Origin of the sequence: Streptomyces arenae, from assembly GCF_022343545.1 — a bacterium.
In the GTDB taxonomy this organism is placed as follows: domain Bacteria; phylum Actinomycetota; class Actinomycetes; order Streptomycetales; family Streptomycetaceae; genus Streptomyces; species Streptomyces humi.
On record NZ_JAKQYH010000097.1, the window covers coordinates 207594 to 233940 of the forward strand.

23 protein-coding genes and 1 riboswitch are annotated in these 26347 nt (G+C 73.0%); of the genes, 11 read left to right on the top strand and 12 right to left on the bottom strand.

From position 1 onward, the window contains the following. Position 1 precedes the first annotated feature (1 nt). The 4 genes from MB828_RS46255 to rsmH all read right to left on the bottom strand — a co-directional run bounded on the left by MB828_RS46255 (position 2) and on the right by rsmH (position 5317). Positions 2–1531: a UDP-N-acetylmuramoyl-L-alanyl-D-glutamate--2,6-diaminopimelate ligase gene (locus MB828_RS46255; protein ID WP_301653384.1), complete on the bottom strand. Its 1530-nt coding sequence runs from the start codon at positions 1529–1531 to the stop codon at positions 2–4. A 177-nt stretch (positions 1532–1708) separates the two neighbouring features. After that, the gene (locus tag MB828_RS46260; RefSeq protein WP_301653385.1) at positions 1709–3688 is read right to left on the bottom strand and encodes a peptidoglycan D,D-transpeptidase FtsI family protein; all 1980 of its coding nucleotides are present in this window, start codon (positions 3686–3688) and stop codon (positions 1709–1711) included. 5 nt (positions 3689–3693) lie between these two features. Further along, on the bottom strand, positions 3694–4293 hold the full coding sequence (locus tag MB828_RS46265) for an FtsB family cell division protein (protein ID WP_301653386.1): 600 nt from the start codon (positions 4291–4293) through the stop codon (positions 3694–3696). A 67-nt stretch (positions 4294–4360) separates the two neighbouring features. After that, positions 4361–5317 carry a 16S rRNA (cytosine(1402)-N(4))-methyltransferase RsmH gene (gene rsmH, locus MB828_RS46270; RefSeq protein WP_133028260.1) on the bottom strand — a complete coding sequence of 319 codons (957 nt, stop codon included), beginning with the start codon at positions 5315–5317 and terminating at the stop codon, positions 4361–4363. Positions 5318–5671: 354 nt separating this feature from the next. On the opposite strand from rsmH, the gene MB828_RS46275 reads away from it, so the two are divergent. From MB828_RS46275 to MB828_RS46290, 4 genes are all read left to right on the top strand, one after another. Further along, the gene (locus MB828_RS46275; protein WP_301653387.1) at positions 5672–6220 is read left to right on the top strand and encodes a beta-class carbonic anhydrase; all 549 of its coding nucleotides are present in this window, start codon (positions 5672–5674) and stop codon (positions 6218–6220) included. 271 nt (positions 6221–6491) lie between these two features. After that, positions 6492–7532, top strand: a complete 1041-nt coding sequence (locus MB828_RS46280) for an AAA family ATPase (RefSeq protein WP_133028258.1) — start codon at positions 6492–6494, stop codon at positions 7530–7532. After that, a complete protein-coding gene (locus MB828_RS46285) occupies positions 7532–8878 on the top strand; it encodes a DUF58 domain-containing protein (protein ID WP_133028257.1) in 1347 nt (448 codons plus the stop codon). Before MB828_RS46280 ends, MB828_RS46285 begins: the two co-directional genes overlap by 1 nt. Further along, positions 8878–11262 (top strand): transglutaminase TgpA family protein, encoded by a 2385-nt coding sequence (locus MB828_RS46290; protein WP_301653388.1) that lies wholly within the window; start codon positions 8878–8880, stop codon positions 11260–11262. The genes MB828_RS46285 and MB828_RS46290 overlap by 1 nt, the downstream gene beginning before the upstream one ends. A gap of 219 nt (positions 11263–11481) precedes the next feature. Here the strand turns inward: MB828_RS46290 and MB828_RS46295 are convergent, their stop codons facing one another. The 3 genes from MB828_RS46295 to MB828_RS46305 all read right to left on the bottom strand — a co-directional run bounded on the left by MB828_RS46295 (position 11482) and on the right by MB828_RS46305 (position 13718). Next, complete coding sequence (locus tag MB828_RS46295) at positions 11482–11871, bottom strand: DUF3040 domain-containing protein (RefSeq protein WP_046734225.1); 390 nt, start codon at positions 11869–11871, stop codon at positions 11482–11484. Between the two features lie 277 nt (positions 11872–12148). Continuing rightward, on the bottom strand, positions 12149–12919 hold the full coding sequence (locus tag MB828_RS46300) for a methyltransferase (RefSeq protein ID WP_133028255.1): 771 nt from the start codon (positions 12917–12919) through the stop codon (positions 12149–12151). A 130-nt stretch (positions 12920–13049) separates the two neighbouring features. Further along, positions 13050–13718 (bottom strand): SAV_6107 family HEPN domain-containing protein, encoded by a 669-nt coding sequence (locus tag MB828_RS46305; RefSeq protein ID WP_301653389.1) that lies wholly within the window; start codon positions 13716–13718, stop codon positions 13050–13052. Positions 13719–13906: 188 nt separating this feature from the next. On the opposite strand from MB828_RS46305, the gene MB828_RS46310 reads away from it, so the two are divergent. From MB828_RS46310 to MB828_RS46330, 5 genes are all read left to right on the top strand, one after another. Then, a complete protein-coding gene (locus tag MB828_RS46310; protein ID WP_430381527.1) occupies positions 13907–14716 on the top strand; it encodes an ATP-binding cassette domain-containing protein in 810 nt (269 codons plus the stop codon). Beyond that, entirely contained in the window at positions 14688–16772 is a 2085-nt protein-coding gene (locus tag MB828_RS46315) for a YhgE/Pip domain-containing protein (RefSeq protein WP_301653391.1), read from the top strand. The genes MB828_RS46310 and MB828_RS46315 overlap by 29 nt, the downstream gene beginning before the upstream one ends. Positions 16773–16863: 91 nt before the next feature. Further along, on the top strand, positions 16864–17490 hold the full coding sequence (locus MB828_RS46320) for a TetR/AcrR family transcriptional regulator (protein WP_133028251.1): 627 nt from the start codon (positions 16864–16866) through the stop codon (positions 17488–17490). Positions 17491–17869: 379 nt separating this feature from the next. Then, entirely contained in the window at positions 17870–18484 is a 615-nt protein-coding gene (locus tag MB828_RS46325) for a DUF4126 domain-containing protein (RefSeq protein ID WP_301653392.1), read from the top strand. Between the two features lie 47 nt (positions 18485–18531). Beyond that, positions 18532–20058 carry a phytoene desaturase family protein gene (locus tag MB828_RS46330; protein WP_301653393.1) on the top strand — a complete coding sequence of 509 codons (1527 nt, stop codon included), beginning with the start codon at positions 18532–18534 and terminating at the stop codon, positions 20056–20058. A gap of 181 nt (positions 20059–20239) precedes the next feature. Here the strand turns inward: MB828_RS46330 and MB828_RS46335 are convergent, their stop codons facing one another. The 5 genes from MB828_RS46335 to MB828_RS46355 form a co-directional block, all read right to left on the bottom strand. Further along, positions 20240–21238: a hypothetical protein gene (locus MB828_RS46335; protein WP_301653394.1), complete on the bottom strand. Its 999-nt coding sequence runs from the start codon at positions 21236–21238 to the stop codon at positions 20240–20242. 56 nt (positions 21239–21294) lie between these two features. Beyond that, complete coding sequence (gene metF, locus MB828_RS46340) at positions 21295–22218, bottom strand: methylenetetrahydrofolate reductase [NAD(P)H] (protein ID WP_301653395.1); 924 nt, start codon at positions 22216–22218, stop codon at positions 21295–21297. Between the two features lie 118 nt (positions 22219–22336). Next, on the bottom strand, positions 22337–22984 hold the full coding sequence (thiE, locus tag MB828_RS46345; protein WP_301653396.1) for a thiamine phosphate synthase: 648 nt from the start codon (positions 22982–22984) through the stop codon (positions 22337–22339). Between the two features lie 34 nt (positions 22985–23018). After that, positions 23019–23384 (bottom strand): Rv2175c family DNA-binding protein, encoded by a 366-nt coding sequence (locus tag MB828_RS46350; RefSeq protein WP_133028246.1) that lies wholly within the window; start codon positions 23382–23384, stop codon positions 23019–23021. 122 nt (positions 23385–23506) lie between these two features. Then, complete coding sequence (locus tag MB828_RS46355) at positions 23507–24739, bottom strand: NAD(P)/FAD-dependent oxidoreductase (protein ID WP_301653397.1); 1233 nt, start codon at positions 24737–24739, stop codon at positions 23507–23509. A gap of 129 nt (positions 24740–24868) precedes the next feature. Beyond that, positions 24869–24980: riboswitch (TPP riboswitch) on the top strand. Between MB828_RS46355 and thiO the strand changes: the two genes are divergently transcribed. Both thiO and thiS read left to right on the top strand, forming a co-directional pair. Continuing rightward, the gene (gene thiO / locus MB828_RS46360) at positions 24978–26147 is read left to right on the top strand and encodes a glycine oxidase ThiO (protein WP_301653398.1); all 1170 of its coding nucleotides are present in this window, start codon (positions 24978–24980) and stop codon (positions 26145–26147) included. Its footprint overlaps the riboswitch before it by 3 nt. Beyond that, positions 26144–26344: a sulfur carrier protein ThiS gene (gene thiS, locus MB828_RS46365; protein WP_046734211.1), complete on the top strand. Its 201-nt coding sequence runs from the start codon at positions 26144–26146 to the stop codon at positions 26342–26344. Before thiO ends, thiS begins: the two co-directional genes overlap by 4 nt. Positions 26345–26347 lie beyond the last annotated feature (3 nt).

The following is a 26347-nucleotide window of genomic DNA, read 5'->3' on the forward strand; positions in this document are numbered from 1 at the left end:
TTCATCCCTGGGTTTTCCGGATGGCTTCGCGAAGCACCTGGCGGTCGTCGAAGGGACGGATCACGCCGGCGATGTCCTGGCCCTGCTCGTGGCCCTTGCCGGCGACCAGCACGGTGTCGCCGGGGTGCGCCCGGGCGACGGCGGCCTCGATCGCGGCGGCCCGCTCCTCGAAGAGCAGCACCTCCCCGCGCTCGTGGGCGGGCACCGAGGCGGCGCCTTCGAGCATGGTCGCGAGAATGGCGAGGGGGTCCTCGGAACGGGGGTTGTCGGAGGTCAGTACGGCCGTGTCGGCGAGCCGGGCCGCGGCGGCGCCCATCGGGGCGCGCTTGGTGCGGTCGCGGTCGCCGCCGCAGCCGAGGACGATCAGCAGCCGGCCCTTGGTGACCTTGCGCAGGGCCCTGAGGACGGACTCGACGGCGTCCGTCTTGTGCGCGTAGTCCACGACCGCGAGGTAGGGCTGTCCGGCGTCCACGCGCTCCAGGCGGCCCGGGACCCCGGGAACGGCGGCGACGCCGTCGGCGGCGGTCTGCGGTTCGATTCCCGCGGCAGCGAGGGCGACGATCGCGGCGAGGGTGTTCGCCACGTTGAAGGGCCCGGGCAGCGGCGACTTGGCGGCGATCCGGACGCCCTCGGGCCCGACGACGGTGAACGTGGAGTCCATCGGGCCGATGTGGACGTCGGTGGCACGCCAGTCGGCGTCCGGGTGGCCCTCGGCGGAGTAGGTGACCACCGGGACGGTGGCCTCCCGGGCGAGCCGGCGGCCGTACTCGTCGTCCACGTTGACCACGCCCCGCCTGCTGCGCCGCGGGGTGAACAACTGCGCCTTGGCCTGGAAGTAGTCCTCCATGCCGGAGTGGAACTCCATGTGTTCCGGGCTGAGGTTGGTGAAGACGGCGATGTCGAAGACACAGCCGTCGACCCGGCCGAGGACCAGGGCGTGGCTGGAGACCTCCATGGCGACCGCCTCGACCCCCCGCTCGCGCATGACCGCGAACAGGGCCTGGAGGTCGGTGGCCTCGGGGGTGGTGCGCTCGGACTTGATGCGCTCGTCGCCGATGCGCATCTCGACCGTGCCGATGAGGCCGGTGTTGCGGGTCGACTTCAGGCCACCCTCGACCAGGTAGGCCGTGGTGGTCTTGCCCGAGGTGCCGGTGATGCCGATCTGGAGCAGGTCGCGGCCGGGCCTGCCGTAGATGGTGGCCGCGAGCTCGCCCATCCGCGCGCGCGGGTCGTCGACGACCAGGACCGGCAGGCCGGTCGCGGCGGCCCGCTCGGCGCCCGTCGGGTCCACGAGTACGGCGACCGCGCCCAGGCCGGCGGCCTGGGTGACGAAGTCGGCGCCGTGCGCGCGGGCGCCCGGCAGGGCGGCGTACAGATCGCCGGGGCGGACCGCGCGTGAGTCATGGGTGATGCCCGTGACCTCCACGGCGTTGTCCGCGCGGTCCGGGACGGCGGTCCCCAGCTGATCGGCGAGCTCCGCGAGGGGTGTGGCGGGGTTCTGAACCGGTCGTGGCGGCCCCGGATATGTCACGGAAGCGCCCTTCTGGGTGGTTTGGGACTGATCAGCGTGTGGCACGGCGGTGAGCGTACCGGGCGTACCCGCTCCGGGGCGAAGTGAGGGGCGCGGGGTGCCGGGGTTGCCGGGATCGGGAGTGATCGTTGTCACGGGCTCGTTCCTGGTGGTCTGTGCGCGGTGCTGCGGCGCTGATCAGGGCTTGTAGTCGACGGGCAGGTTCGCCGCCCTGGCGCCGGTGGGCGGGATCTGGAGGGTCTTGAGGGCGAACTCCATCACCTGCTTGTAGATCGGGCCGCAGATCTGGCCGCCGAAGTAGCTGCCGGCGGTGGCGTTCTGGATGGCGCAGTACACGGTGATGCGGGGCTTGTCCGCGGGGGCGAACCCGGCGAAGGACGAGGTGTAGCCGCGGTACCTGCCGGTGGCCGGATCCACTCGGTTGGCGGTGCCGGTCTTGCCGGCGACGTTGTAGCCGGGGATGGCCGCCTTGGCGCCGGTGCCCTGCTCGTCGTCGACGACCGACTCCAGCATCTCGGCCAGGGTGTCGGCGGTCTTCGCGCTGACCACGCGGGACTTCTTGGGCTGGGCGGCCGGGGTGAAGCGGCCGTCGGCGCCCTTAGAGCCGCGGATCAGGGTCGGGTCGACGCGGACCCCGCCGTTGGCGATCGTCGAGTAGACGGAGGCCGCCTGCATGGCGTTGATGGAGAAGCCCTGGCCGAAAGGGATCGTGTACTGCTGCGAGGTCGACCACTTGTCCGGGGCGGCCAGGATGCCCTTGGTCTCGCCGGGGAAGCCGAGCCCGGAGTAGCTGCCGATGCCGAACTTGCGCAGGTACGAGTAGAGGACCTGGTTGGCCTGTTCCTGGGTCCTGCCGAGCTGGCCGGCGGCGAGGATGGTGCCGATGTTGCTGGACTTGGCGAGCACGCCGTTGAGCGTGAGGTACCAGGTGTCGTGGTCGACGTCGTCCTTGAAGAGCCGGTCGCCGCGGTGCAGCCGGTTGGGGACCACCACGTGGGTGAGGGGGGTCGCCACGTTCCGTTCCAGGACAGCCGCCATCGACATGACCTTGGCGGTGGAGCCGGGCTCGTAGGCGTCCTGGAGGGCCGCGTTGCCCATCGCCTCGGCGTCCGCCGTCGACAGGTCGTTCGGGTCGAAGCCGGGCGAGTCGGCCATGGCCAGGATCTGACCGGTCCTGGTGTCCTGGACGACCACGTAGCCGCGGTCCGCCTTGGACTTCTTGACCTGCTCGGTGATGGCGTTCTGGGCGGCCCACTGGATGTCGCGGTCGATGGTGAGCTCCACGTCGGTGCCGGGCACCGCGGGCGTCTCGGTGGACGCCACGGTGGGCACCTCGCGGCCGCCGGACTGGGCGTAGCGGATCTTGCCGTCCTTGCCGGAGAGCTCCTTGTCGAGCTGCTGCTCGATACCGCCGCCGCCCTTGCCGTCGGCGTTGACCCAGCCCAGTATCCCGGCGGCCAGGTCGCCGTTCGGGTACACCCGCTGACTGCTGGGGTCGGCGAAGACGCCGGCCAGCACGTTGACGGTGTTGTTGTCGGTCGAGGCCTTGGTGGTGAGCGCGGCCTTCAGGTCCTTGATCTGCTTCCAGACCTGCGGGGTCTGCCGGGTGGCGAGCCGGACGTAGCGCAGCTCCCTGTTCGCCGGCCGGAGCAGCTTGACCAGGTCGGCCTGGGTCTTGCCGAGGATCGGGGCGAGCAGCGCGGCGGCCTGCTCGGGGCCGTCGTCCACCTTGAGCTGCTTGCTGGTGAACATCGTCGGGTCGGCGGTGATGTCGTACGCGTCCTCGCTGATCGCGAGGGCCACGCCGTTGCGGTCGGTGATCCCGCCGCGCTCGGCGGTCAGGGTGTGCACCACGTAGCGGTTCAGCTCGGCCTTGGCCGCGTAGGCGCTGGCGTCGACGGCCTGCACCTGGAGCAGTCGGCCGACGAAGACGAGCAGGACGAGGGTGAGGGCGAGGCCGACCATGCGCAGCCGCGGGCGGGGGCTGCCGAGGCGCAGCGGGGGCTGGGCCGGGGCCCGGGACGCGCTCGGGCGGCGCACCGGGCGGGCACCGGGTCCGGGCTGCCGGCGGACGGCGCCCCGGGGATCGCGGGGGTCCCGGGGGCGGGGCGGCTTGGCGGGGCCGGGCACACGGCGGCGCGGTTCCCTGTCGGACACTTCCGTCACCTGCCGGGGGTCGGGGTCGGGGTGGTCACGGGCGTGGGGGCGGTGGTGGCCGTCAACGGCACGGAGGCGGTGGCCGACGGCGTGTCCGTCAGGGTCTCCGGCGTGTCCGTCAGGGTGTCCGGCGGTGTGTCCACCGGGGCCCCCGGGGTCCCTGTCGGGCCGGCGGCGGACGGCACGCGGAGGGCCTCGGGGGCGAGCGGCCGGGTGCCGTCCGCGCTGGACCCGAGCAGGGCGGCGGGACTCGGGACGCCCTTCACCGTGCCGTCCGGGTCCAGGAAGACCGGGTCGCCGCCGGGCACCATGCCGAGTTCGCGGGCCCGGCGCTGGAGGGCGTCGGGGGCCGAGTAGGCGTCGATGTCCCGCTGGAGGGCCTGTTCCTCGTCGGTGAGGTTCTTGGTCTGCTTCTGGAGGTCGTCGAGTTTGAACGAGCCCTCGCTGAGCGCCGAGTTCAGCACCAGCAGACCGATCAGACCGCCGCCGAGGAGCAGGACGACGAGCAGCACGAACGGGGTGCGGGCGGCCTGGTTGCCCCGGCCGGCCGGAAAGAGCCGGGCGAGGCGGGCGGCCCGCCCCCTCAGCTCGGGTTTCCTACTCACGTGTCCTCCGGAGGGTCCGGACGTCCCGCTCGCTCACGCCGCTCATTCACCCGCTCGCTCACGCCGCTCATTCAATGGACTCCCTGATGCGCTGGGCGCCACGAAGACGCGCGGGCGCGGCCCGGCGGTTCTCGGCGACCTCTTCCTCGGTGGGAAGTTCGGCACCGCGCGTGAGCAGCTTGAGCCGGGGCTGGTACTGCTCGGGCACCACCGGCAGCCCGGGCGGCGCGGTGGAGGCGGCGCCGGCCGCGAACACCTGCTTGACCAGCCGGTCCTCGAGCGAGTGGTACGACAGCACAGCGATCCGGCCGCCGACCGCGAGGGCCTTGACGGCGGCCGGGATCGCCCGTTCCAGGACCGCCAGTTCACCGTTGACCTCGATCCGCAGCGCCTGGAAGGTGCGCTTGGCCGGGTTGCCGCCGGTGCGCTTGGCGGCCTGCGGCAGCGCGTCGCGGATCAGCTCGACGAGCCGGGCGCTGTTGCTGAACGGCTCCTTCTCGCGCTCGCGGACGATCGCCGACACGATCCGCTTGGCCTGCTTCTCCTCGCCGTAGGCGTAGAGGATGCGGACCAGGTCACCGGCCGGGTAGGTGTTGAGGACCTCGGCGGCGCTCATGCCGGTCGTCTGGTCCATCCGCATGTCCAGGGGTGCGTCCTGGGCGTAGGCGAAGCCGCGGCCGGCCTCGTCGAGCTGCATGGAGGAGACGCCGAGGTCGAACAGCACGCCCTGCACGCGCGCGATGCCGAGGCGGTCCAGTACGTCGGGGAGCTCGTCGTAGACGGCGTGCACCAGGGTGGCGCGCTCGCCGAAGCGGGCGAGCCGCTCTCCGGACAGGCGCAGCGCCGCCGTGTCGCGGTCCAGGGCGACCAGGCGGGCCTCGGGGAAGCGGGTCAGCAGCGCCTCGCTGTGGCCGCCGAGGCCGAGGGTGCAGTCGACGACCACGCTTCCCGGCGCCTCCAGCGCGGGTGCCAGCAGGTCCAGGCACCGCTGGAGCATCACGGGAACGTGTCGACTCTGACTCAAGGGGGCCTCTCAGTTCCGGCGCAGAGGACGCACCGCCGGGTCCCCGCCCGCTCGGTACGCGCGCCGCGCACGTGGGGAGACGGCCCGGGCGCCGTGCCGGGGTCTCCGGGGGATGTCACCAGCGGGGAGAGTCTCGCCTCCCGCTTCGCGTCACTTTAGTCCACCGTGTCGCCCGGTCAATCAACCGGCCTGCGCGGCGCGTACGGCATGCCCGGCGGGCGGCGATTGGTGCTCGATCACCCGCCCGGACCCGGTTTGCCCCCACTGTGGGGTAGCTCACAACAAGCCACGATGGCGTTCTTTGTCCCCTCTCACAGGAGGCCGTGACCACCCGTGACCAGTAACGTCGTGACTATGACGACTTCCGCAGCAGCTCCCACTGGATCCGAAGGCGCCATAACCACCGGTGGCACGGTGACGGACCGCCTGGTCGACGCCAACCGGACTTACGCCGACGCCTTCACCGACCCCGGCATGGACGCCCGGCCGGTCCTGCACGTGGCCGTGGTGGCGTGCATGGACGCGCGCCTCGACCTGCACAAGGCCCTCGGCCTGCAGCTCGGCGACTGCCACACCATCCGCAACGCCGGCGGCGTGGTCACCGACGACGTGATCCGTTCCCTCACCATCAGCCAGCGCAAGCTCGGCACCCGCAGCGTCGTGCTCATCCACCACACCAACTGCGGCCTGGAGGCCCTCACCGAGGACTTCCGCTCCGAGCTGGAGATGGAGGTCGGCCAGCGGCCGGCGTGGGCGGTGGAGTCCTTCCGGGACGTCGACCAGGACGTACGGCAGTCCATGCAGCGCGTGCGCACCTCGCCGTTCCTGCTGCACACCGACGACGTCCGCGGCTTCGTCTTCGACGTCCGCGCCGGTCTGCTCCGCGAGATCGACCCCGCCTGACCGTCCTCCTGGACTTCACGGACCTCCTGAAGACCCCGGAACGTCCCTCCGAAAGCTGTCGGCCCGCTGTCCAATCGCCGGTCGAAAGGCCGTAAGACCGACATAGTGCGGGCAGTTGTCCACAGGCGAGTGACACGAATCGGTAACGGCAGCAAGAATGCGGTGTGGGACGTCACGCGGAACCATTCACGCGTGGTGTCCGTGATTCGGGGTGGGCCGGAGATGCGAGACGGAGCGCCGGCCCGGGCAATAACGGGCCGAGGAGGGCCGGGTGACGACCTATGACGATCGAGCGAGCCTTACTGATCTGACCGCCACTGTGGAGCGGGTCCGCAGTTCGGTGGAGGCTGTGATCGAGGGCAAGCCGGAGGTCGTACGGCTTTCGCTGACCGTACTGCTCGCCGAGGGGCATCTTCTGATCGAGGATGTCCCGGGCGTGGGCAAGACGATGCTGGCGAAGGCGCTGGCACGGTCCATCGACTGCACCGTGAGGCGTATCCAGTTCACTCCCGATCTGCTGCCGTCGGACATCACCGGCGTGTCCATCTGGGACCAGCAGCGCAGGGATTTCGAGTTCAAGCCGGGCGCGATCTTCGCGCAGATCGTGATCGGCGACGAGATCAACCGCGCCTCCCCCAAGACCCAGTCGGCGCTGCTGGAGTCGATGGAGGAGCGGCAGGTCACCATCGACGGGCAGACCTATGAACTGCCCAGCCCGTTCATGGTGGTCGCGACCCAGAACCCGGTCGAGATGGAGGGCACCTACCCGCTGCCCGAGGCCCAGCGGGACCGCTTCATGGCGCGGGTCTCGGTCGGCTACCCGAGCGTGGAGGCCGAGTTGCAGATGCTCGACATCCACGGCGCGGTCAACCCCCTGGACGACCTCCAGCCGGTGGCGCACGCCCACGACATCGTGAAGCTCGTCGAGGCCGTGCGCGGGGTCCATGTCGCCGAACCGGTCCGCCGGTACGCGGTGGACCTGGTCGCCGCCACCCGCACCCACCCCGACCTCAGACTCGGCGCCTCCCCGCGCGCGACGCTGCACCTGCTGCGCGCGGCGAAGGCGTCCGCGGCCCTGAGCGGCCGGGAGTACGCCCTGCCGGACGACGTGCAGGCGCTCGCGGTCGCGGTCCTGGCGCACCGGCTGCTGCCCACCGCCCAGGCCCAGCTGAACCGGCGCACCTCGGAGCAGGTGGTCCAGGAGATCCTGCAGTCCACCCCGGTGCCCGCGGCGCCCCAGCAGCAGAGCGGCTTCGGCGGTCTGGGCCGGGGAGTGCCGGCGTATCCGCAGCAGCCCCCGCGGAGTCTGTGATGGGCGCCCCGGCGGAGGCCGACCGCGGGGAGCCGGGCGGGTTCCGCACGGCCCTGGCCGGGCTCACCACCCGAGGCCGCTCCTTCCTGGCGGCCGGTGTCGCGGCGGTGATCTGCGCGTACATCCTCGGCCAGGCCGATCTGCGCCGGGTCGGGATGCTGCTCGCCGTGCTGCCGCTGATCTGCGCGGCCGTGCTCTACCGCACCCGCTACCGGGTGGCCGGCAGCCGCCGGCTCTCCCCCGCGCGGGTACCGGCGGGCAGCGAGGCCCGGGTCCATCTGCGGATGGACAACGTCTCGCGGCTGCCCACCGGCCTGCTGATGCTCCAGGACCGGGTGCCCTACGTGCTCGGCCCGCGCCCCCGGTTCGTCCTGGACCGGGTCGAGCCGGGCGGCCGCCGGGAGGTCTCCTACCGGGTCCGCTCGGACCTGCGCGGCCGCTATCCGCTGGGCCCGCTCCAGCTGCGCCTGACCGACCCGTTCGGGATGTGCGAACTGACCCGCTCCTTCTCCACGTTCGACACCCTCACCGTCATCCCGAAGGTGGAGCCGCTGCCGCCGATCCGGCTCAGCGGCGAGGCGAAGGGGTACGGCGACGGGCGGCAGCGCTCGCTGGCCCTGGCCGGCGAGGACGACGTGATCCCGCGCGGTTACCGCTACGGCGACGACCTGCGCCGGGTGCACTGGCGTTCCACCGCCCGCTACGGCGAGCTGATGGTGCGCCGCGAGGAGCAGCCGCAGCGCGCCCGCTGCACGGTGCTCCTCGACACCCGGGGTGGCGCCTACGAAGGAGCGGGCCCGGACTCGGCCTTCGAGTGGGCGGTGTCCGGCGCCGCCTCGGTCCTGGTCCACATGCTCGAACGCGGTTTCTCGGTGCGGCTGTTGACCGACACCGGCAGCTCGGTGCCGGGCGAGGGCACGGACGGCTTCGCGGGCTCGCAGGAGTCGGCGGACGCGGCCGGGCTGATGATGGACACCCTGGCCGTGGTCGACCACTCCGACGGCGCGGGCCTCTCCCGGGCCTACGACGTGCTGCGCGGCGGGAACGAGGGGCTGCTGATGGCCTTCCTGGGCGATCTCGACGAGGAGCAGGCGGCGGTGGCCGCGAAGATGCGCCGGCGCAGCGGCGGTGCCGTCGCGTTCGTGCTGGACCCGGACACGTGGGTACGCGAACCCACCGACGTGCCTCCGCCGGGCGGCGGCGCCCACGAGGAGCGGCTGCGGATGCTGCGCGAGGCGGGCTGGACGGCCGTCAGCGTGCCGCGGGGTGCCTCGCTCGCCGACCTGTGGCGGCAGGCCGACCGGGAGCGCACCTCGACGGCCGCGCTCAGCGGGGAGGCACGGTGATGAGCGGACGGGCCCGGCTGGCCCTCACCGCGGCCGCGGCGACCCTGATGGCGTCCTGCGCCCTGCTGCCCCTGGTCTCCCCGCGGACCTGGCTGCTCCAGGCGGCGTTCCTGGTCGCGATCCAGACGGGCGTGGGCGCCGCCGCCCGGCGGGTCCCGCTGGCCCGGCCGCTGACCGTGGCCGCACAGGCCCTGGTCTCCCTGCTGGCCCTGACCCTGGTCTTCGCCCGGAGCCACGCCGTCCTCGGTCTGATCCCCGGCCCCGGCACCTTCCGGTACTTCGCCGACCTGCTCCAGCAGGGCTCCGAGGACGTCAGCCGGTACGCGATACCCGCGCCGCTGTCGGACGGCATCCGGCTGATGGTGGTCGGCGGGGTGCTGATCGTCGGGCTGATCGTGGACACCCTGGCGGTGACCTTCCGCAGCGCGGCCCCGGCCGGGCTGCCGCTGCTCGCGCTGTACTCGGTGGCCGCCGGTCTGTCCGACGGGCCGTACGACTGGCTGTGGTTCCTGGTGGCGGCGGCCGGCTACCTGATGCTGCTGCTCGCCGAGGGCCGGGACCGGCTCTCCCAGTGGGGCCGGGTGTTCGGGGGCGTCGCCCGGTCGCCGGGCGGCCCTGAGCTCGGTGCGGTCGCCCCGGTGCGCACCGGACGCCGGATCGGCTTCGCCGTGCTGGGCGTCGCCCTGTTCGTGCCGCTCGCGATGCCCTCGATCGAGGGCGGCCTGCTGGACGGCACCGGGGCCGGGGTCGGCGTGGGCAGCGGGAACGGCGGCACGATCTCCGCGGTCAACCCGCTGGTGTCGCTGCGGGACAGCCTCAACGTGGACGAGGACCGCCAGGTGCTGTCCGTCCGCACCAACAGCGACGACCCCACCGACATGTACCTGCGGATCGTGTCGTTGGACGACTTCGACGGCACCACCTGGAAGCCGGCCCAGCGGCACATCACCGGGGTGCCGGACAAGTTCCCCACCCCGGCCGGCCTGAGCGGCGACGTCAAGCGCGCGACGGTGCGGACGACGATCTCGGCCGCCGACTGGTACGCCCAGGACTGGCTGCCGATGCCGTACCCGCCGAGCGAGGTGCGGGTGGCCGGCACCTGGCGCTACGAGCCGGTCGGCATGACCCTCGTCGGCGACCACGGGCAGAACACCCGCGGTGAGACCTACCAGGTCACCAGCCTGAACGTGCAGCCGACGGCGGAGCAGCTGGCCGCGGCGCCGGAGCCGGCGGCGGCGCTGCGGAAGGAGTACACCAAGGTGCCCTCCTCGCTGCCGTCCGTGGTGGCGCGCACGGCCAGGCAGGTCACCGCGGGCTCGTCCAGCCACTACGAGCAGGCGGTCAAGCTCCAGGACTACTTCGCGGTGACCGGCGGCTTCCAGTACGACACCCAGGTGGCGGTCGGCCGCGGCGAGGGCGCCATCGCGAACTTCCTGAAGCAGAAGCGCGGCTTCTGCGTGCACTTCTCCTTCGCGATGGCGGCGATGGCGCGGACGCTGGGCATCCCGGCCCGGGTCGCGGTGGGCTTCGCGCCCGGCACCCCGCAGGCGGACGGGTCGGTGTCGGTGGGGCTGAAGGACGCGCACGCCTGGCCCGAGCTGTACTTCGAGGGCGTGGGCTGGACCCGTTTCGAGCCGACCCCGACGCGTGGCACGGCGCCGTCGTACACCGTCTCGGACACTCCGGGCTCGTCGGTGCCGAACGAGGCGCTGCCCTCCACGGCCACGTCGACGGCGCCGTCCGCCTCGGCGTCGGAGAGCGCGGGCTGCACGCCCCAGTTGCGCAAGCAGGGCGTCTGTGAGAGCCCGTCGGCGGTGGGCACGGTGCAGCAGAGCGACAGCGGGCCGCCGTGGTGGCAGCTGGCGCTGTGGGCGCTGGCCGGGCTCGCCGTGCCGGTGGTGCCGTTGTCGCCGATGCTGTACCGCAAGCGGGTGCGTGCCCGGCGGCTCGGGGCCCATGACCGGAGCCCCGAGGGCGTGGCGGCGCACACGCTGGCCGTCTGGCAGGAACTGACCGACACCGTCTGGGACTTCGGCGTCCCGCCGGACGACTCGCAGACCCCGCGCGGCACCGCCGCCCGGATCGTCCTGCTCGGCCGTCTCGATCCGGAGGCGGAGGCCTCGGTGCACCGGGTGGCGGACGCGGTGGAGCAGGTGCTGTACGCGCCGCGGCCGCGGCCTGCGGCCGGGCTCGCGGACGACGTCCGCAGGGTGACGGCCGCGTTCAACGACTCGGCCGGCGTCCCGTCCCGCCTCAGGGCGCTGTTCGCTCCCAGGTCGGCCGTACGCGCGCTGTGGGCTGCGTCGGCATGGTGGGAGGGGCTGCGGGAACGCGCGACGGCGGCCCGCCCGACCCTGCGAAAGCCGTCGAGCCAGGAAGGCTGACCGGGGGGAGCTGGAGACGGGGGCACTGGAAGGGGGCGCCGACCGCGGCGCCCTCCAGGGGCGCGAGGAACTGCGCGACCAGCCCCCACCGACCGGCAGCGGCTCACGACCCGCAGCGCAGCGAAGCCCTGTCTGCTGCCGCCCGCCAACGACTGAGGGGTGACCGCCCGATGGCGGTCACCCCTCAGTCACGCTCTGTCCGGCCTCCCGGCGAAGCCGTCACTGGCCCTGTTCGTCGCGGCGCCGCTGCCAGCGCTCTTCGATGCGGTCCATCATGGAGCGCTTCGGCCGCCCCTGACGGCGCGCCTGCGGGCCTCCCGCGGGCTGCTCGCCGGGCTTGGGGGCGTTGCGCCAGCCGGTGACGGCGAGGACCGCACAGCCCAGCATGACGAGGAAGCCCACCACGCTGACCCAGATCTGCTGGACGACCATTCCGGCGATAAGGAGCGCGATACCGACGAGGAAGCCGGCCACCGCCTGGTAGACCCGTCGCCGGGTGTACGTCCGCAGGCCGCTTCCCTCAAGCGCTGTCGCGAACTTGGGGTCTTCGGCGTACAGCGCTCGCTCCATCTGCTCAAGCATTCGCTGCTCGTGCTCCGAGAGCGGCACGGCGTCCTCCTCATCGTGCAGTCGCCGGGGCGACCCGGGGGGTCCCTTCAGGATAGGCAGGGAATCGCCCCCGTGAAACCCGCCCCTCTAGGCCAATTGGCCAACCGGAACCCGCCATGGCGGTCCCGGCTCGCTGAGGCTTCCATTCCCCGGCGGCCGACCCGTCATGCCGGGCGGTCTCCCTCGATCATACGGCGCAAACCGCTCGATCGGGGGGCCTGTGGCGTACTCCATCCGCTGCCGAGCCCCTGATCAGCGGGGTCGTCTCAGGAGTCTCTCAGACACCGGCGGCACCCGGCGTCTCGCCGAGCACGTGGAGCTGGGTGGCGAGGGCATGGAAGGCGGGCAGCTCGGCGGCGGCGGCCTCCAGCGTGAGCAGCGCGTCGAGGGCGCCGGGCTCGGTGTCCACCAGGACGCCGGGGACCAGGTCGGCGAAGACCCGCACACCGTGCACGGCGGCGACGGCCAGGCCCGCGCCCTCGACCAGGCCGGTGAGCTGCTCGGCGGTGAACCGGCGGGGCATCGGGTCGCCGCCGCCCCAGCGGCCGTCGGGGTCGTCGAGGGCCTGCTTGGCCTCCGTGAAGTGGCCGGCGAGGGCGCGGGCGACCACGGCCCCGCCGAGCCCGGCGGCGAGCAGGCTGAGGACGCCCTCGGAGCGCAGCGCGGCCACCGTGTTGCGCACGCCCTCGGCAGGGTCGTCCACGTACTCCAGGACGCCGTGGCAGAGCACCACGTCGTGACTGCCGCGCTCGACCACCTCGAACAGGCCGAGGACGTCGCCCTGGACGCCCGTGACCCGGTCGGTGACGCCGGCCTCGGCGACGCGGCGCTCCAGCGCGAACAGCGCGTTGGGGCTGGGGTCCACGACGGTGACGCGGTGACCGAGGCGGGCGAGGGGGACGGCGAAGTTGCCGCTGCCGCCGCCGGTGTCGAGTACGTCCAGGGACTCCCGGCCGGTGGCCTTGACCCGGCGGTCGAGGGCCTCCTGGAGGACCTCCCAGACCACGGCGGTACGGAGAGAAGCGCGGGGTCGTGTGGGGTCCGGCACGGCAGTTGACTCCTCGGCGCGGCACCGCCTGCTGCCCGGCGGCGCGAACTCGGTGCCTTCCCGGCCCGGGCGCGGGCGGAAGGAAGGCTTCAGGCGTTCTCCACCCTATTGCCTCCGCCGCCTCGCCTGGTCATCCCGCGTCGGGCAGCTCCCTTCCCGGCCCTCCAGGCCCTCCCGGCCTACCCACGCCTCCCGGCCTGCCAGGTCCTCCCTGCCTTCCCACTCCTCCCGGCCTTGCCGCTTCTCCCTGCCTGCGCGGCCGTTCCGTGCCGCCGTCCGGTCGCTCGTCCTCCTGCCGGCGCGGCTGGGGCAGCACGGGCTGGAGGACCAGCATCCGCTCGACGATGCGGACGAACATCGCGACGTCCCGTATCAGGTCGTCGGCGTCCCGGCGGCCGGCCGCGCCCTGGATGCCGGCTTCGGCGCGGGCGCGGCGGCCGGCGCCGGAGGCGAACAGGGCACTCCACTCGGTGAGCTCGGGCGCGACCTCGGGCAGCACCTCCCAGGCGCTGCGGATGCGCGCCCGGCGGCGGGGCGAGGTCTCGGGCTGGGCGCGGGCGGCGAGCACGGCGGCCGCGGTGCGCAGGGCGGCCAGATGGGCCGTCGCGTAGCGCTCGTTGGGGGTGTCGAGGAGTTCGGCCTCGTCGAGGGCCGCGCGAGCCTGGGCGAGCAGGTCGAGGGCGGCGGGCGGGGCCGTGGCCCGGCGGAGCACGGGGTGCACGTCGCTCGCCGGGCCGGTCAGTGAGGGGGCAGGGCCGGTGGCGCGGCGCCGACGGGCGGCGGCTGACGGGTTGGCCATGACGAACCTCCTGTCGTCTGGGTGACGGCTCCGCACACGGGGTGCGTGCCGTATGTGCCCATCGTGAGGTATGCCACTGACAATCCGTTCTGACCTGCGCTTTTGCTTCGATCGCAAGTTCGGGCTAGTTTTTGCACTGACCAGTCAGTTCAAAAACGCGGCCGATGCGGACGAAGAGGGGGTACCCCGTGGACGGGGTTTCTGTCACAGCCCAGGGCCTCGGGCTGAAGGGCCCGCGGGGGTGGGTGTTCCGGGGCGTCGCCCTGGACGCCGGGCCCGGGGCGCTGATCGCGGTGGAGGGGCCGTCCGGCTCGGGCCGCACCTGTCTGCTGCTGACGCTCACCGGCCGGATGAAGGCCACCGAGGGCACCGCGACCGTCGGTGAGGCCCGGTTGCCCAAGCAGTCGGCGGCCGTGCGCCGGATCGGCGCGGTGGCCAACGTCGCCGGGGTGACCGACCTCGAACCCGCCCTGACCGTCGGCGAGCACCTGCGCGAACGGGCCCTGCTGCAGAGCCGGTTCGGTGACTCCCTGCGCGATCTGCTGCGGCCGCGCGCGGAACGGGGCGCGCGGGCACGTCAGCGCGTCGACGACGCGCTGACGGCCGCCGGGCTCGACCTGGAGTCGCTGCCCAAGGGCGCCCGGACCGCCGTACGGGATCTGGAGCGGATCGAGGCGCTGCGGCTGTCCGTGGCGCTGGCACTGATCGCGAAGCCCCGGCTGCTCGCCGTGGACGACGTGGACCTGAAGCTGTCGGGGCCCGAACAAGCCGAGGTGCGGACGCTGTTGACGTCCATCGCCGCGGCCGGCACCACGGTGCTCGCGGTGTGCGCGGAGGCGATGGCGGGGGCCGTCGTCGTACGCACCACCGGCCCACAGACCACGGAGGCGGCCGCGGAAACAACGGAAGCCACGCAGGCGACCGAGGCCGCGGAGGGCACGGAAGCCGCCGACCGGAAGGGGGACGGCGATGCGCTCGCCGCGACTGGCCGCGCTTGAGCTCAGGCGCTTCGGACGAGGGAGGCTGCCGCGCGCGGCCCTGGTGGCCCTGCTGGTGCTGCCGCTGCTGTACGGGGCGCTGTACCTGTGGTCGTTCTGGGATCCGTACGGGCGCCTGGACCGCATCCCGGTCGCGCTCGTCAACGACGACAAGGGGGCGTCGGCGAACGGCCAGAAGGTCAGCGCCGGCGCCGACATCGTGGCCGGGCTGCGGGACAGCGACACCTTCGACTGGCACGAGGTGAGCGACGCCGAGGCCCGCCGGGGTGTCGAGGACGGCACCTACTACCTGTCGCTGACCATGCCCGCCGACCTCAGCGCGCGCGTCGCCTCCAGCGCGGGCGCCGATCCGGAGACCGGCGCGCTCCGGGTGCGTACGAACGACGCGAACAACTACATCGTCGGTCAGATCTCCCGCACGGTCTTCAACGAGGTGCGTTCGGCCGCGTCCACCAAGGCGTCCCGGTCGTTCCTGGACCGGATCTTCATCTCGTTCTCCGACATCCACGGGCAGACCGTGAAGGCCGCCGAGGGCGCCGACACCCTCACCGGGGGCATCGGGAAGGCCGAGAAGGGCTCGAAGGACCTCGCGGACGGCCTGGCGGACGCCAAGACCGGCAGCGGGAAGCTCGCCAAGGGCATCAAGAAGCTGAACACGGGCGCCGGGACCCTGGAGACCGGTTCCCGGCAGGTCGCGGACGGCACCCAGGAACTCGCCGACAAGGTCGACGGTGTCTACGGCAAGGTCGGCCCGTACCTGGCGAAGAACGAGAAGACCATCGGCGACACCGCCCGGCTGGTCGCCGACTCGGCAGGGACCGTCCGGGACAACCTGGGCGTCCTGGTGAAGACGGCCCCGGCGGCGGTGAAGACGGCGCACGCGGCCGCCGGCACCCTGGACGAGGTCTACCGGGCCCGCTGCTCGGGACAGCTGCTGACGGACCCGGTCTGCCCCGACCTGAAGAAGGCCAGGGACGCGGCCGACGACGTGGCGGCCGTCGCCGACGACCTGAACACCCTGATCGCCGACCAGAACGGCGACCTGAAGACGCTCGACGAGAACCTCGGCACGCTCCAGACGCAGGCCCGGGCCCTCGCCGACCGCGCCCCGCACCTCTCCGAGGACGTCGCCGACGCCGTCCAGAAGATCGACAAGCTGAACGACGGCGCCGCCCGGGTCGCCGCGGGCACCGCGAAGCTGCACACCGGTCTCGGCACGGCCGCCACCGGCGCCTCCGACCTCGACTCGGGCGTCGGAAAGCTCAAGACCGGCGCCTACGACCTCGACGGAGGCATGTACAAGCTGATCGACGGCTCCGGAAAGCTCGCCGGCGGACTGCACGACGGCGCGGGCAAGATACCCGACTACGACAAGAAGGACCGCGACCGGCACACCGGGGTCATGGCCGACCCGGTCCAGCTCGCCTCCCACGACCTGCACAAGGCGCCCAACTACGGGACCGGGTTCGCCCCCTACTTCATCCCGCTGTCCCTGTGGGTCGGGGCGATGGTCGCCTACATGCTGATCCCACCGCTCAACCGGCGTGCCCTGGCGGCCGGTTCGGCGGCCTGGCGGATCGCGCTGGCGGGCTGGCTGCCGGTGGTCGCGGTCGGGGTGCTGCAGACGGCCGCCCTGATGGCCGTTCTGCACTGGGCGATCGGGCTGCAGATGGTGCGCGCGGCCGGCACGGTCGGGTTCCTGTTCCTCGTCGCGGCCTGCTTCGGGGCGATCGTGCAGTGGCTCAACGCCCGCTTCGGGGCGGCCGGGCGGATCCTGGTCCTCGCCCTGCTGATGGTCCAGCTGACGTCGGCGGGCGGCACGTATCCCGTCCAGACCAGCCCCCGCTTCTTCAACGCCGTCCACCCGTTCCTGCCGATGAGCTACGTCGTAGCGGCGCTGCGCAGGCTGATCACGGGCGGCGGCCTCGGACCGGTCTGGCAGGCCTGCGCCGTCCTGGTGGCGTTCACGGCCGGCGCGCTGGCACTCACCGCGCTGTCGGCCCGGCGCCGGCAGGTGTGGACGCTGGACCGGCTGCATCCCGAACTGAGTCTGTGAGGCCTCGATGACCTCCTCCTCCCTGACCCCCTCTCCCCTGACCTCCTCCTCCGTACCCGCCGGGGCCGGCGTTCCTGTGAGAATCAGAACCATGGAAAGCAGCAGCACCACGGGCGGCGGCACACGCCGTGAGGCCACCCGGCAGAAGCTCTACGAGGCCGCCGTCACACTCATCGCCGAGCAGGGCTTCTCCGCCACCACGGTGGACGAGATCGCCGAGCGGGCCGGCGTCGCGAAGGGCACGGTCTACTACAACTTCGCGAGCAAGTCGGTTCTCTTCGAGGAGCTGCTGCGGCACGGCGTCGGCCTTCTCACCGCCTCGCTGCGGGAGGCCGCCGAGCGGACCGCGCGGGAGGGCGGCGGCCGGGTCGACGCCCTGGACGCGATGGTCCGCGCGGGTCTCGTCTTCATCGACCGCTACCCGGCCTTCACCCAGCTCTACGTGGCCGAGCTGTGGCGCACCAACCGGGCCTGGCAGTCGACGCTCATGGTGGTCAGGCAGCAGGCCGTCGCGGTCGTCGAGGGCGTGCTGCGCGAGGGCGTGGAGAACGGCGAGTTCAGCGACGAGATCGACGTCCAGCTGACGGCGGCCGCGCTGGTCGGGATGGTGCTGGTGGCGGCCCTGGACTGGAAGTCCTTCCAGCCGGAACGCTCCCTGGACGACGTCCACGCGGCGCTCTCCCGGCTGCTCCAGGGACGGGTGAGCGGGAAGGCCTGAACCGGGGGCCGGACGTGCGAAGGCGCCGGTCCGCCGGTGGCCGCGTCCCCCGCGGGCCACCGTCGGACCGGCGCCTTCCCTGCACCCCCGTACTTCCCCGTTCCCCCGGTTTACCGGAGTTCCCCCGGGTCCCCTCTCCCCCGTGTCTCGCTTCCGCCGACCGACATCGGCGGAAGGAGCGGTCAAGGGCGCCGGCGCCGTTCCGCCGCCCCGTGTCGGCGGTACCGCACCTCGCGCCCTCTTCCGTGCCTCAACTCTCCCGTCCGCGCAGGCCGGGGCCCATCCGCGCGGGTACTCAACTCACCGTCTGGGTACCTGTACTCAGGTCTGCGCACCCGGACCCAGGACGCGCGGCCGCCGACTGGCTACGATCGCGTCCGTGTCGGTACTCCCCTTGGTCTTCACCAGCGGCTGGGCCAGCGGAATCAACGCGTACGCGGTGGTGCTGCTGCTCGGTCTGTTCGGCGCGACGGGCCTGAGCGACGACGTCCCCGAGACGCTCCAGCGGCCCGAGGTGCTGATCGTCGCGGGCGTGCTCTTCCTGTGCGAGGCGGTCGCGGACAAGATCCCGTACGTCGACTCGGTGTGGGACTCCGTGCACACGGTGGTCCGGCCGGTGGCGGGCGCCTGGGTCGGGGCGCTGCTCGCCGGGCAGAGCGGCTCGCTCAACGACGTGGTGGCCGGACTGGTCGGCGGTTCGACGGCACTGGCCAGCCACACCGTCAAGACCGGGACCCGGATGGCGGTCAACACCTCCCCGGAGCCCTTCAGCAACATCGTGCTGAGCCTCGCCGAGGACCTCGGGGTCGCCGGGATCGTGACGTTCGCGATGTTCCATCCGCTGGCGGCGGCGATCATCGCGGCGGTGCTGCTCGCCACGGGTCTGATCGTGCTGGTGTTCCTGATCTCCCGGATCCGGCGGTTCTGGCGCCGCCGGGCCCAGCGCCGGGAGGAGCGGCGGCTCGCGGCGCAGGTGGAGCGGCCACCCGGCTGACGGCCCGCCGGACCGGACTGTCAGTGGCGGTCGATAAGGTCGCGGGCATGGGACGGATTGCGGTGATCGGCGCCGGGATGGGCGCCATGGCGGCGGCCGCCCGGCTGGCCGTCGCGGGCCACCGGGTGACGGTGTACGAGCGTACGGAGACGTACGGCGGTGCGGTGCGCCGCTTCGAGCGCGACGGGTTCGCCTTCGACACCGGCCCGGGGCTGCTGCCGCTGCCCGCCGTGTACCGCGACCTGTTCGTCAAGACCGGCCGGGAACCGCTGGAGGACTGCGTCGAACTGGTCCAGGTCGACCCGTCGGCCCGGCACGTCTTCGCGGACGGCACCGAGGTGTCGCTCCCGAACGCGTCCCGCGCGGGCGTCGTCACCGCCCTGGACGCGGCCCTGGGCTCCGGCGCCGGGCAGCGCTGGGGGGACTTCCTGGTGCGCGCCCGGGAGGCCTGGGACCGCACCCGGCGCCCGCTCCTGGAGGAGCCGCTGTGGCCGAACTGGCAGGTGCTGGCGGAGCGTGAGCCGTACCCGTCGGTCCCGCACAAGAAGCTGCTGCGCACCCGGCGGGCGGCCACGCTCGCCGAGATCGGCGCCTGGGAGCTGCGCGACGAACGGCTGGCGGCCCTGCTGAACAGCCACGCCCTCGCGCACGGCCTCGACCCCCGGACCGCGCCGGCGAGCGCCGCCGTGCTGCCCTACCTGGAGCACGCCTTCGGGGTCTGGTATGTGCGCGGTGGCATAAGGGAGTTGGCGCGCGCGGTGTACGAGCGGTGCCAACGGCGACGGGTCGAGTTCGTCTTCGGCGCCGAGGTCACCGCGGTGCGGGCGAAGGACGGCCACGCGGTGGGGCTGGAACTGGCCGACGGCACCGTGGTCGACGCGGACCACGTGGTGGCCGGGGTGGACCCGGTACGGCTCGACGCCCTCGTCCGGCCGACGGGGTGCCGCCTCGACGCCGACGGCGATGTGAGGGCCGGCACCGGGGCGCTCCGTCCGAGCCGCTGCACGGTGCTGCTCGCGCTCCGCGGCGCGCGCGAGGCGGGTGCCGCGCATCGCACGGTCGTGCACGCGCCCGACGACCAGACCGAACTGGACCTGCTGGTCGCGCCCGGCGGTGACCGGCCGGTGCGCCCCACCGTGACCGTGCTGCGCCCCGACGACCCGGCGCTCCGGCCGGACGGCGGCCACGAGTCCGTGGTGCTGTCGGCGGTGGTGTCGAGCGAGGCCGGCTGGGAGCGGTCGGACACGGTCCGGGCCTACACGGACTTCCTCCTGGAAGCCGGCGAGGCCGCCGTGCCGGGGCTGCGGGAGCGGCTGCTGTGGCAGGAGACCCTGGCACCAGGGCAGGTCACGGGTGCCGCCGCGGCCGGGTCCGGGGCCGGAGAGGTCTCCGCGCCCGCCCTCGCGGCCGGCCACGGCCGCTTCCTGCACCCGGCCAACACCACCCGGCTGCCGGGCCTGTACCGGGTGGGCGACTGGGCGCATCCGGGCGGCGGGCTGCCGCACGCGGGCATGTCGGGCGCGCTGGTGGCCGGGCTGATCGTGGAGGGGCCGGAGTTCCGCGGCTCACAGTGAGTGGCCCGGGTTCCGCGGCTCACAGTGAGTGGCCCGGGTTCCGCGGCTCACAGTGAGTGGCCCGGGTTCCGCGGCTCACAGTGAGTGGCCCGGGTTCCGCGGCTCACAGTGAGCGGCCCGGGTTCCGCGGCTCACAGTGAGCGGCCGGAGTTCCGCGGCTCACGAGTGCGAGCCGTGCTCCTCAGAAACGGTACTGCTCGTCGTACCCGTTGCCCTGGTGAGCCTGGCCCTGGCCCTGCTGTGCCTGGCCGTCGCCCTGGTAGGGGTACTGCTGCTCCTGCGGGAGTTCCCCGCCGTAGGTCTCGTCGGCGCGCTGCTGCGGCACCCAGACACCGCCCGCCGGGGTCTCGCCGTAGCCGCCGGTGCCGTACTGGCCCTGGGCGTAGCCCTGCTGGTCGTACTGCTGGGTGCCGTACGACGTGTCGTATCCGGCCCCGCCGTAGGTCTGGTTGCCGATGTACGGGTCGGAGTAGTTGGCGTACTGCTGCTGGCCGTTCGCGTCGTAGCCGTACTGCTGCTGGCCGTAGCCGGAGTAGTCGTAGGCGTAGTTCTGGTCGGTGCCCTGGGCGGCGTACGCCTGGTCCTGGCCCGCGGTCGCGTAGGCGGCCTGCTGGTCGCCGGCCGCGGCCTGGCCGGAGTCGCGGTAGACGCCGTAGGAGCCGGTGTCCTCGGGCATCGGCTGCGGCTCGTAGACCGTGCCGGCCTCGGCGGCCGGCTCGCCGGAGCGGGGGCCGGGGGTGAAGACGTCGTCGCGGTCGTAGTCGTCGTCGGCGCGGTAGGCGGGGGTGCTGCCGGTGGCGTAGCCGGCCTGCTGGCCGGCGTAGGCGGCGTCGGCCGCGTCCGGGTCGGTGGCCTCCAGGCCCGGGTCCTCGTCCGGCTCGCCGCGGCGGCGCCTGAGCAGGCCGCCGCCGTCACTGTCCGCGTCGGGGCGCTTGACCGCCCAGCCCGCCTCGAAGCCACGGCGGAACGACAGCGTGACGTACGTCTGGCCTACCGCGAAGGCGATCGCGCCCACACCGATGACGATCACGGACGGGATCAGCACACCGAAGACGACCCCGAGGAAGCCGACGAAGGCCAGCAGCCGCCAGCGCAGCCGCGCCTTGTACTGCAGCAGCACCTCGCCGAGCAGCCACAGTGCCACGACGCCGAACGCTACGTAGAGGACCGTCCAGCCCATGTACGCCCCTCCTCCAGTGACCGCTACGCAGTGTGTCCTACTCCGGTGCGGCCGGTCTAGGCCCGCGTGGGTTGGTGCAGGCCCAGGTTCTCGTAGATCTCCAGCGTCGCCGTGGAGTTGTTCAGCGTGATGAAGTGCAGTCCGGGCACTCCCTCGGCCAGCAGCCGGGCGCAGAACTCCGTGGCGTACTCGATACCGATGGAGCGTACCGCCGTCGGATCGTCTTTCGCTGTGAGGATCCGCTCTTTCAGGACGTCCGGGAAGACCGCATTGCTGAGTTTGGGCAGCCGTTCCAGCATCTTCACACTGGTGACGGGCAGGATTTCCGGAATCACGGGGGTCTCGCAGCCGGCCGCGCCGACCCGGTCGCGAAGGCGAAGGTAGGACTCGGGCTGGAAGAACATCTGCGTGATGGCGTAGTCGGCGCCCGCGCGGCACTTGTCGACGAAGTGCCGGACGTCGGTCTCCCAGTCGGCGGACCGCGGGTGCATCTCGGGGAACGCGGCGACGCCCACGCAGAAGTCCCCGGACTCCTTGATGAGCCGGACGAGTTCGGCCGCGTAGGTCAGCCCCTGCGGGTGCGCCACCCACTCGCCCATCGGATCGCCGGGCGGGTCGCCGCGCACCGCGAGCATGTTCCGGATCCCGGCGTCCGCGTACTGGCCGATGATGTTGCGCAGTTCGGCGAGCGAGTGGTCGACCGCGGTCAGGTGGGCGACCGGCGTGAGCGTGGTGTCGGCGACGATCTGCTGGGTCTCCTTGACCGTGCCCGCGCGGGTGGAACCGCCGGCGCCGTAGGTCACGGAGACGAAGTCGGGCGCCACCGCCTCGACCCGCCGGAGCGCGCTCCACAGGTTCCGCTCGCCCTTGGGGGTCTTCGGCGCCGAGAACTCGAAGGAGTACGTGGTCTTGCCGCTCGCGAGCATGTCGCGCACGGTGCGTGCGCGATCAGTCCTGGTTGACGCGGTTCCTAGGGCCATACCCGCAGGTTAGTCAGGGGCGGACGGACACCCAACCACACTCGGGATATTTGCCCGAATTGCCGACCTCGCGTCCGGATACTGGACATGTTTCCGGACAGCCGGGGCGCACGGAGCGTCACGCGGACCGCAGCCGCTTCGCGAACTCGGCCGCGGCCGCGCCGGGGTCGTCGGCCGCGGTGAGCGCGCGGACGACCACCACGCGCCGGGCGCCCGCCGCCAGCACCTGGTCGAGGTTGCCGAGGTCGATGCCGCCGATGGCGAACCACGGGCGGTCGGTGCCCAGGGCCGCGGTGTGACGCACCAGGTCGAGCCCGGGGGCGTGGCGGCCGGGCTTGGTGGGGGTGGGCCAGCAGGGACCGGTGCAGAAGTAGTCCACGCCGTCCTGGACGGCGGCCGCGGCGGCCTCCGCCTCGGCGTGCGTGGAGCGGCCCACGAGGACGTCGGGGCCGAGGATCGCGCGGGCCGCCGGAACCGGCAGGTCGCCCTGGCCCAGGTGGAGCACGTCGGCGCCGGCGGCGTGGGCCACGTCGGCACGGTCGTTGACCGCGAGCAGCTTGCCGTGCCGGGCGCAGGCGTCGGCGAACACGGCGAGGTGCGCCAGCTCCTCGGCGGCCTCCATGCCCTTGTCGCGCAGCTGCACGATGTCGACACCGCCCGCCAGGACCGCGTCCAGGAACTCGGCGAGGTCGCCCTGCTCCCGGCGGGCGTCCGTGCACAGGTAGAGACGGGCGTCGGCCAGCTGGGCGCGGGCGGTGTCGGTCATCGGTGGGTCCCCCGTGGTGTCGGTGCCGGTCGGCTCAGACGGCGAGCGCCTGGGCGCGGCGCTTCACCTCCGTGCCGCGATTCTCGCTGAGCGCCTGCGCGGGGGTGCCGGGCAGGGTCTCGTCAGGAGTGAAGAGCCACTCCAGCATCTCCTCGTCGGTGAAGCCGTCGTCCCGGAGCAGCGTCAGGGTGCCGGCCAGGCCCTTGACGACCTTGTCCCCGTCGATGAAGGCGGCGGGGACGTGCAGCGCCCTGTTCTCACCGCGGCGGACGGCGATGAGCTGGCCCTCCTTGACCAGCTGCCGCACGCGGGTCACCTCGACGTCCATCATTTCCGCGATGTCGGGGAGGGTGAGCCAGGCGGGGACGAGAGCATCGATGTTTGCGTCAATCTCGGTCACGGGGTCAAGGGTAGGCGTTTCGGTGGGTCGGGTGCGATCGGTGGTCCGTCGGGTGCGGCGACGCCGGGGCTTGTCGCGCAGTTCCCCGCGCCCCTTCGGGGCGCGTTTCCCGCAGGGCGCTTTCAGACAGTCGTGGCGTTCTTGAGCGGATTCCCCGGGTCGGACAGGGCATCGGCGTCCATCCGCGCGCCTGCCTCGATCAGGCGGCGGCCCTGGGCCAGGTCACGTGGGCGGCCTACCGCCAGGAGGGCGACCAGGCGGTCCTCGTGGAGCCAGCAGACGCTCCAGGCGGGGGTCGACGGGTCGCCGCGCCAGATCATGCGGTCGGCCCCGGCGTGGTGGCCCGCGTACTGGACGAAGCGGCCGAACTGCTCGGACCAGAAGTACGGCACCGGGTCGTAGACCGCGTCGGACTCACCGAGGATGTTCGCGGCCACCGTGCGCGGGCCCTGGAGGGCGTTGTCCCAGTGGTGGACCAGCAGGCGGGCGCCGTAGCGCCCGGACGGGAAGGAGGCGCAGTCGCCGACCGCGTAGACGTCCGGTGCGCTGCTGCGCAGGTGGTCGTCGGCGAGCACGTCGCCCTGCGCGCCCAGTTCGATGCCGGAGCCGGTCAGCCAGCCGGTGGCGGGGCGGGCGCCGATGCCGACCACCACGGCGCCCGCGGCGATCCGGGAGCCGTCGTCGAGGATCACCGCGCCGGGTTCGACGCGTGCCACGCGCGCGCGGGTGCGCAGTTCGGTGCCGCTGTCGGCGTACCAGGTGGTCATCGGCGCGGCGACCTCGGCCGGCAGCGCGCCCGCGAGCGGCCGGTCGGCGGCCTCGACGACGGTGACCGCGCAGCCGGCCTCGCGGGCCGCGGTGGCGAACTCGGCGCCGATCCAGCCGGCGCCGACCACCACGATGTCGTGCTGCCGGGCGAGCACCGGCCGCAGCCGCTCGGCGTCGTCGAGGGTGCGCAGCAGATGGACGCCGGGCACGCCCTCGGTGCCGGGCAGCCGGACCGGTTCGGCGCCGGTGGCGAGCACCAGCACGTCGTACGGCACCGGTCCGGCCTCGGTGTCCAGCTCGTGGTCGGCGGTGCGCACGCCGAGCGCGTCGCGGCCGAGCGCCAGCTCGATGCCGAGGGCGTCGAAGTCGACCTCGAAGGCGGAGCCCTCCGCCTTGCCGAGCAGAACGGCCTTGGAGAGCGGCGGCCGGTCGTACGGCTGGTGCGGCTCGGCGCCGATCAGCGTGACGGTACCGGTGTACCCGCGCTCGCGCAGGGCGACGGCGGTCTGCACCCCGGCCATGCCCGCGCCGACGACGACCACGCGTCGCGCCTGTGACGTGCCCCGCGACTGTGTCTGCCCGCTCACCTGATCACCATGGACAAGAACGATAGACAACTGACACGGAGTCAGTCAGGGGGCCTGCCGGGTGACCTGTTCCACAGCGTCCGCCGAGGCCGTCCTACCGGGGCGGAGCGGTGCGGGCTAGGGTGGCGTACAAGCACACGCGGGAGTCCGGACGCACCGGGCTGAGAGGGAGGCTGGCGGCCTCCGACCGTACGAACCTGATCCGGGTCATGCCGGCGAAGGGAGGGGCTGGACGCCCATGTCCTCACACACGTCCGACGTCCTCGTCATCGGGGGCGGGATCATCGGCCTGGTCACGGCCTGGCGGGCGGCGCAGCGCGGGCTCGCGACCGTCGTGGCCGATCCCGCGCCGGGCGGCGGGGCCGCGCAGGTCGCGGCCGGTATGCTGGCCGCGGTCACCGAACTGCACTACGGCGAGCAGACCCTGCTGGGGCTCAACCTGGCCTCCGCCCGCCGCTATCCGGGCTTCGCCGCCGAGCTGACCGAGCTCACCGGCCAGGATCTCGGTTACCGGCGCTGCGGCACGCTCGCGGTCGCCCTGGACGCCGACGACCGCGCCCATCTGCGGGAGCTGCACACCCTGCAACGGGAGTCGGGGCTGGAGTCCGAGTGGCTGTCCGGGCGGGAGTGCCGGCGCCTGGAGCCGATGCTGGCGCCCGGGGTGCGCGGCGGGCTGCGGGTGGACGGCGACCACCAGATCGACCCGCGCCGGCTGGCGGCCGCGCTGGTCACCGCGTGCGAACGGGCCGGGGTGGTCTTCCACCGCGACTGGGCCGAGCGGCTGACGGTGGTACGGGAGCGGGCCGCCGGTGCCGTCACGCGCGCGGGCGAGCGACTGGGCGCCGGGCAGGTGGTGCTCGCGGCCGGCAGCCTGAGCGGGCGGCTGGCGGGCGTCCCCGACGACGTGCTGCCGCCGGTGCGGCCGGTGAAGGGCCAGGTGCTGCGGCTGACCGTGCCCCCGCGGTACGCGCCGTTCCTCAGCCGGACGGTGCGGGCCGTGGTGCGCGGTGGCAGCGTCTACCTGGTGCCCAGGGAGAACGGCGAACTGGTGGTCGGCGCGACCAGCGAGGAACTGGGCTGGGACACCACCGTCACGGCGGGCGGTGTCTACGAGCTGCTGCGGGACGCCCACGAGCTGGTCCCCGGCATCACCGAGCTGCCGCTGACGGAGACCCGGGCCGGGCTGCGTCCCGGTTCCCCCGACAACGCGCCGCTGCTCGGGCCGACCCGTCTGGACGGGCTGCTGCTGGCCACCGGGCACTACCGCAACGGGGTGCTGCTCACGCCGGTCACGGGGGACGTGATGGCGGAGCTGCTGGCCGGCGGTGAGGTGCCGGAGGAAGCCCGTCCGTTCACGCCGAGGCGATTCGGCTCCGTTCTCGACGTACTCATGGAGCAGACCGCATGAACATCTCCGTCAACGGGGAGCGCCGGGAGATCGCCCCGGGCACCGCTCTCGACACCCTCGTGAAGTCCCTCACGGCGGCGCCCTCCGGGGTGGCCGCGGCCGTCAACGAGACCGTCGTACCGCGCACGCAGTGGCCGGTGACGGGTCTCGCCGAGGGCGACCGGGTGGAAGTCCTGACCGCCGTGCAGGGAGGCTGAGCG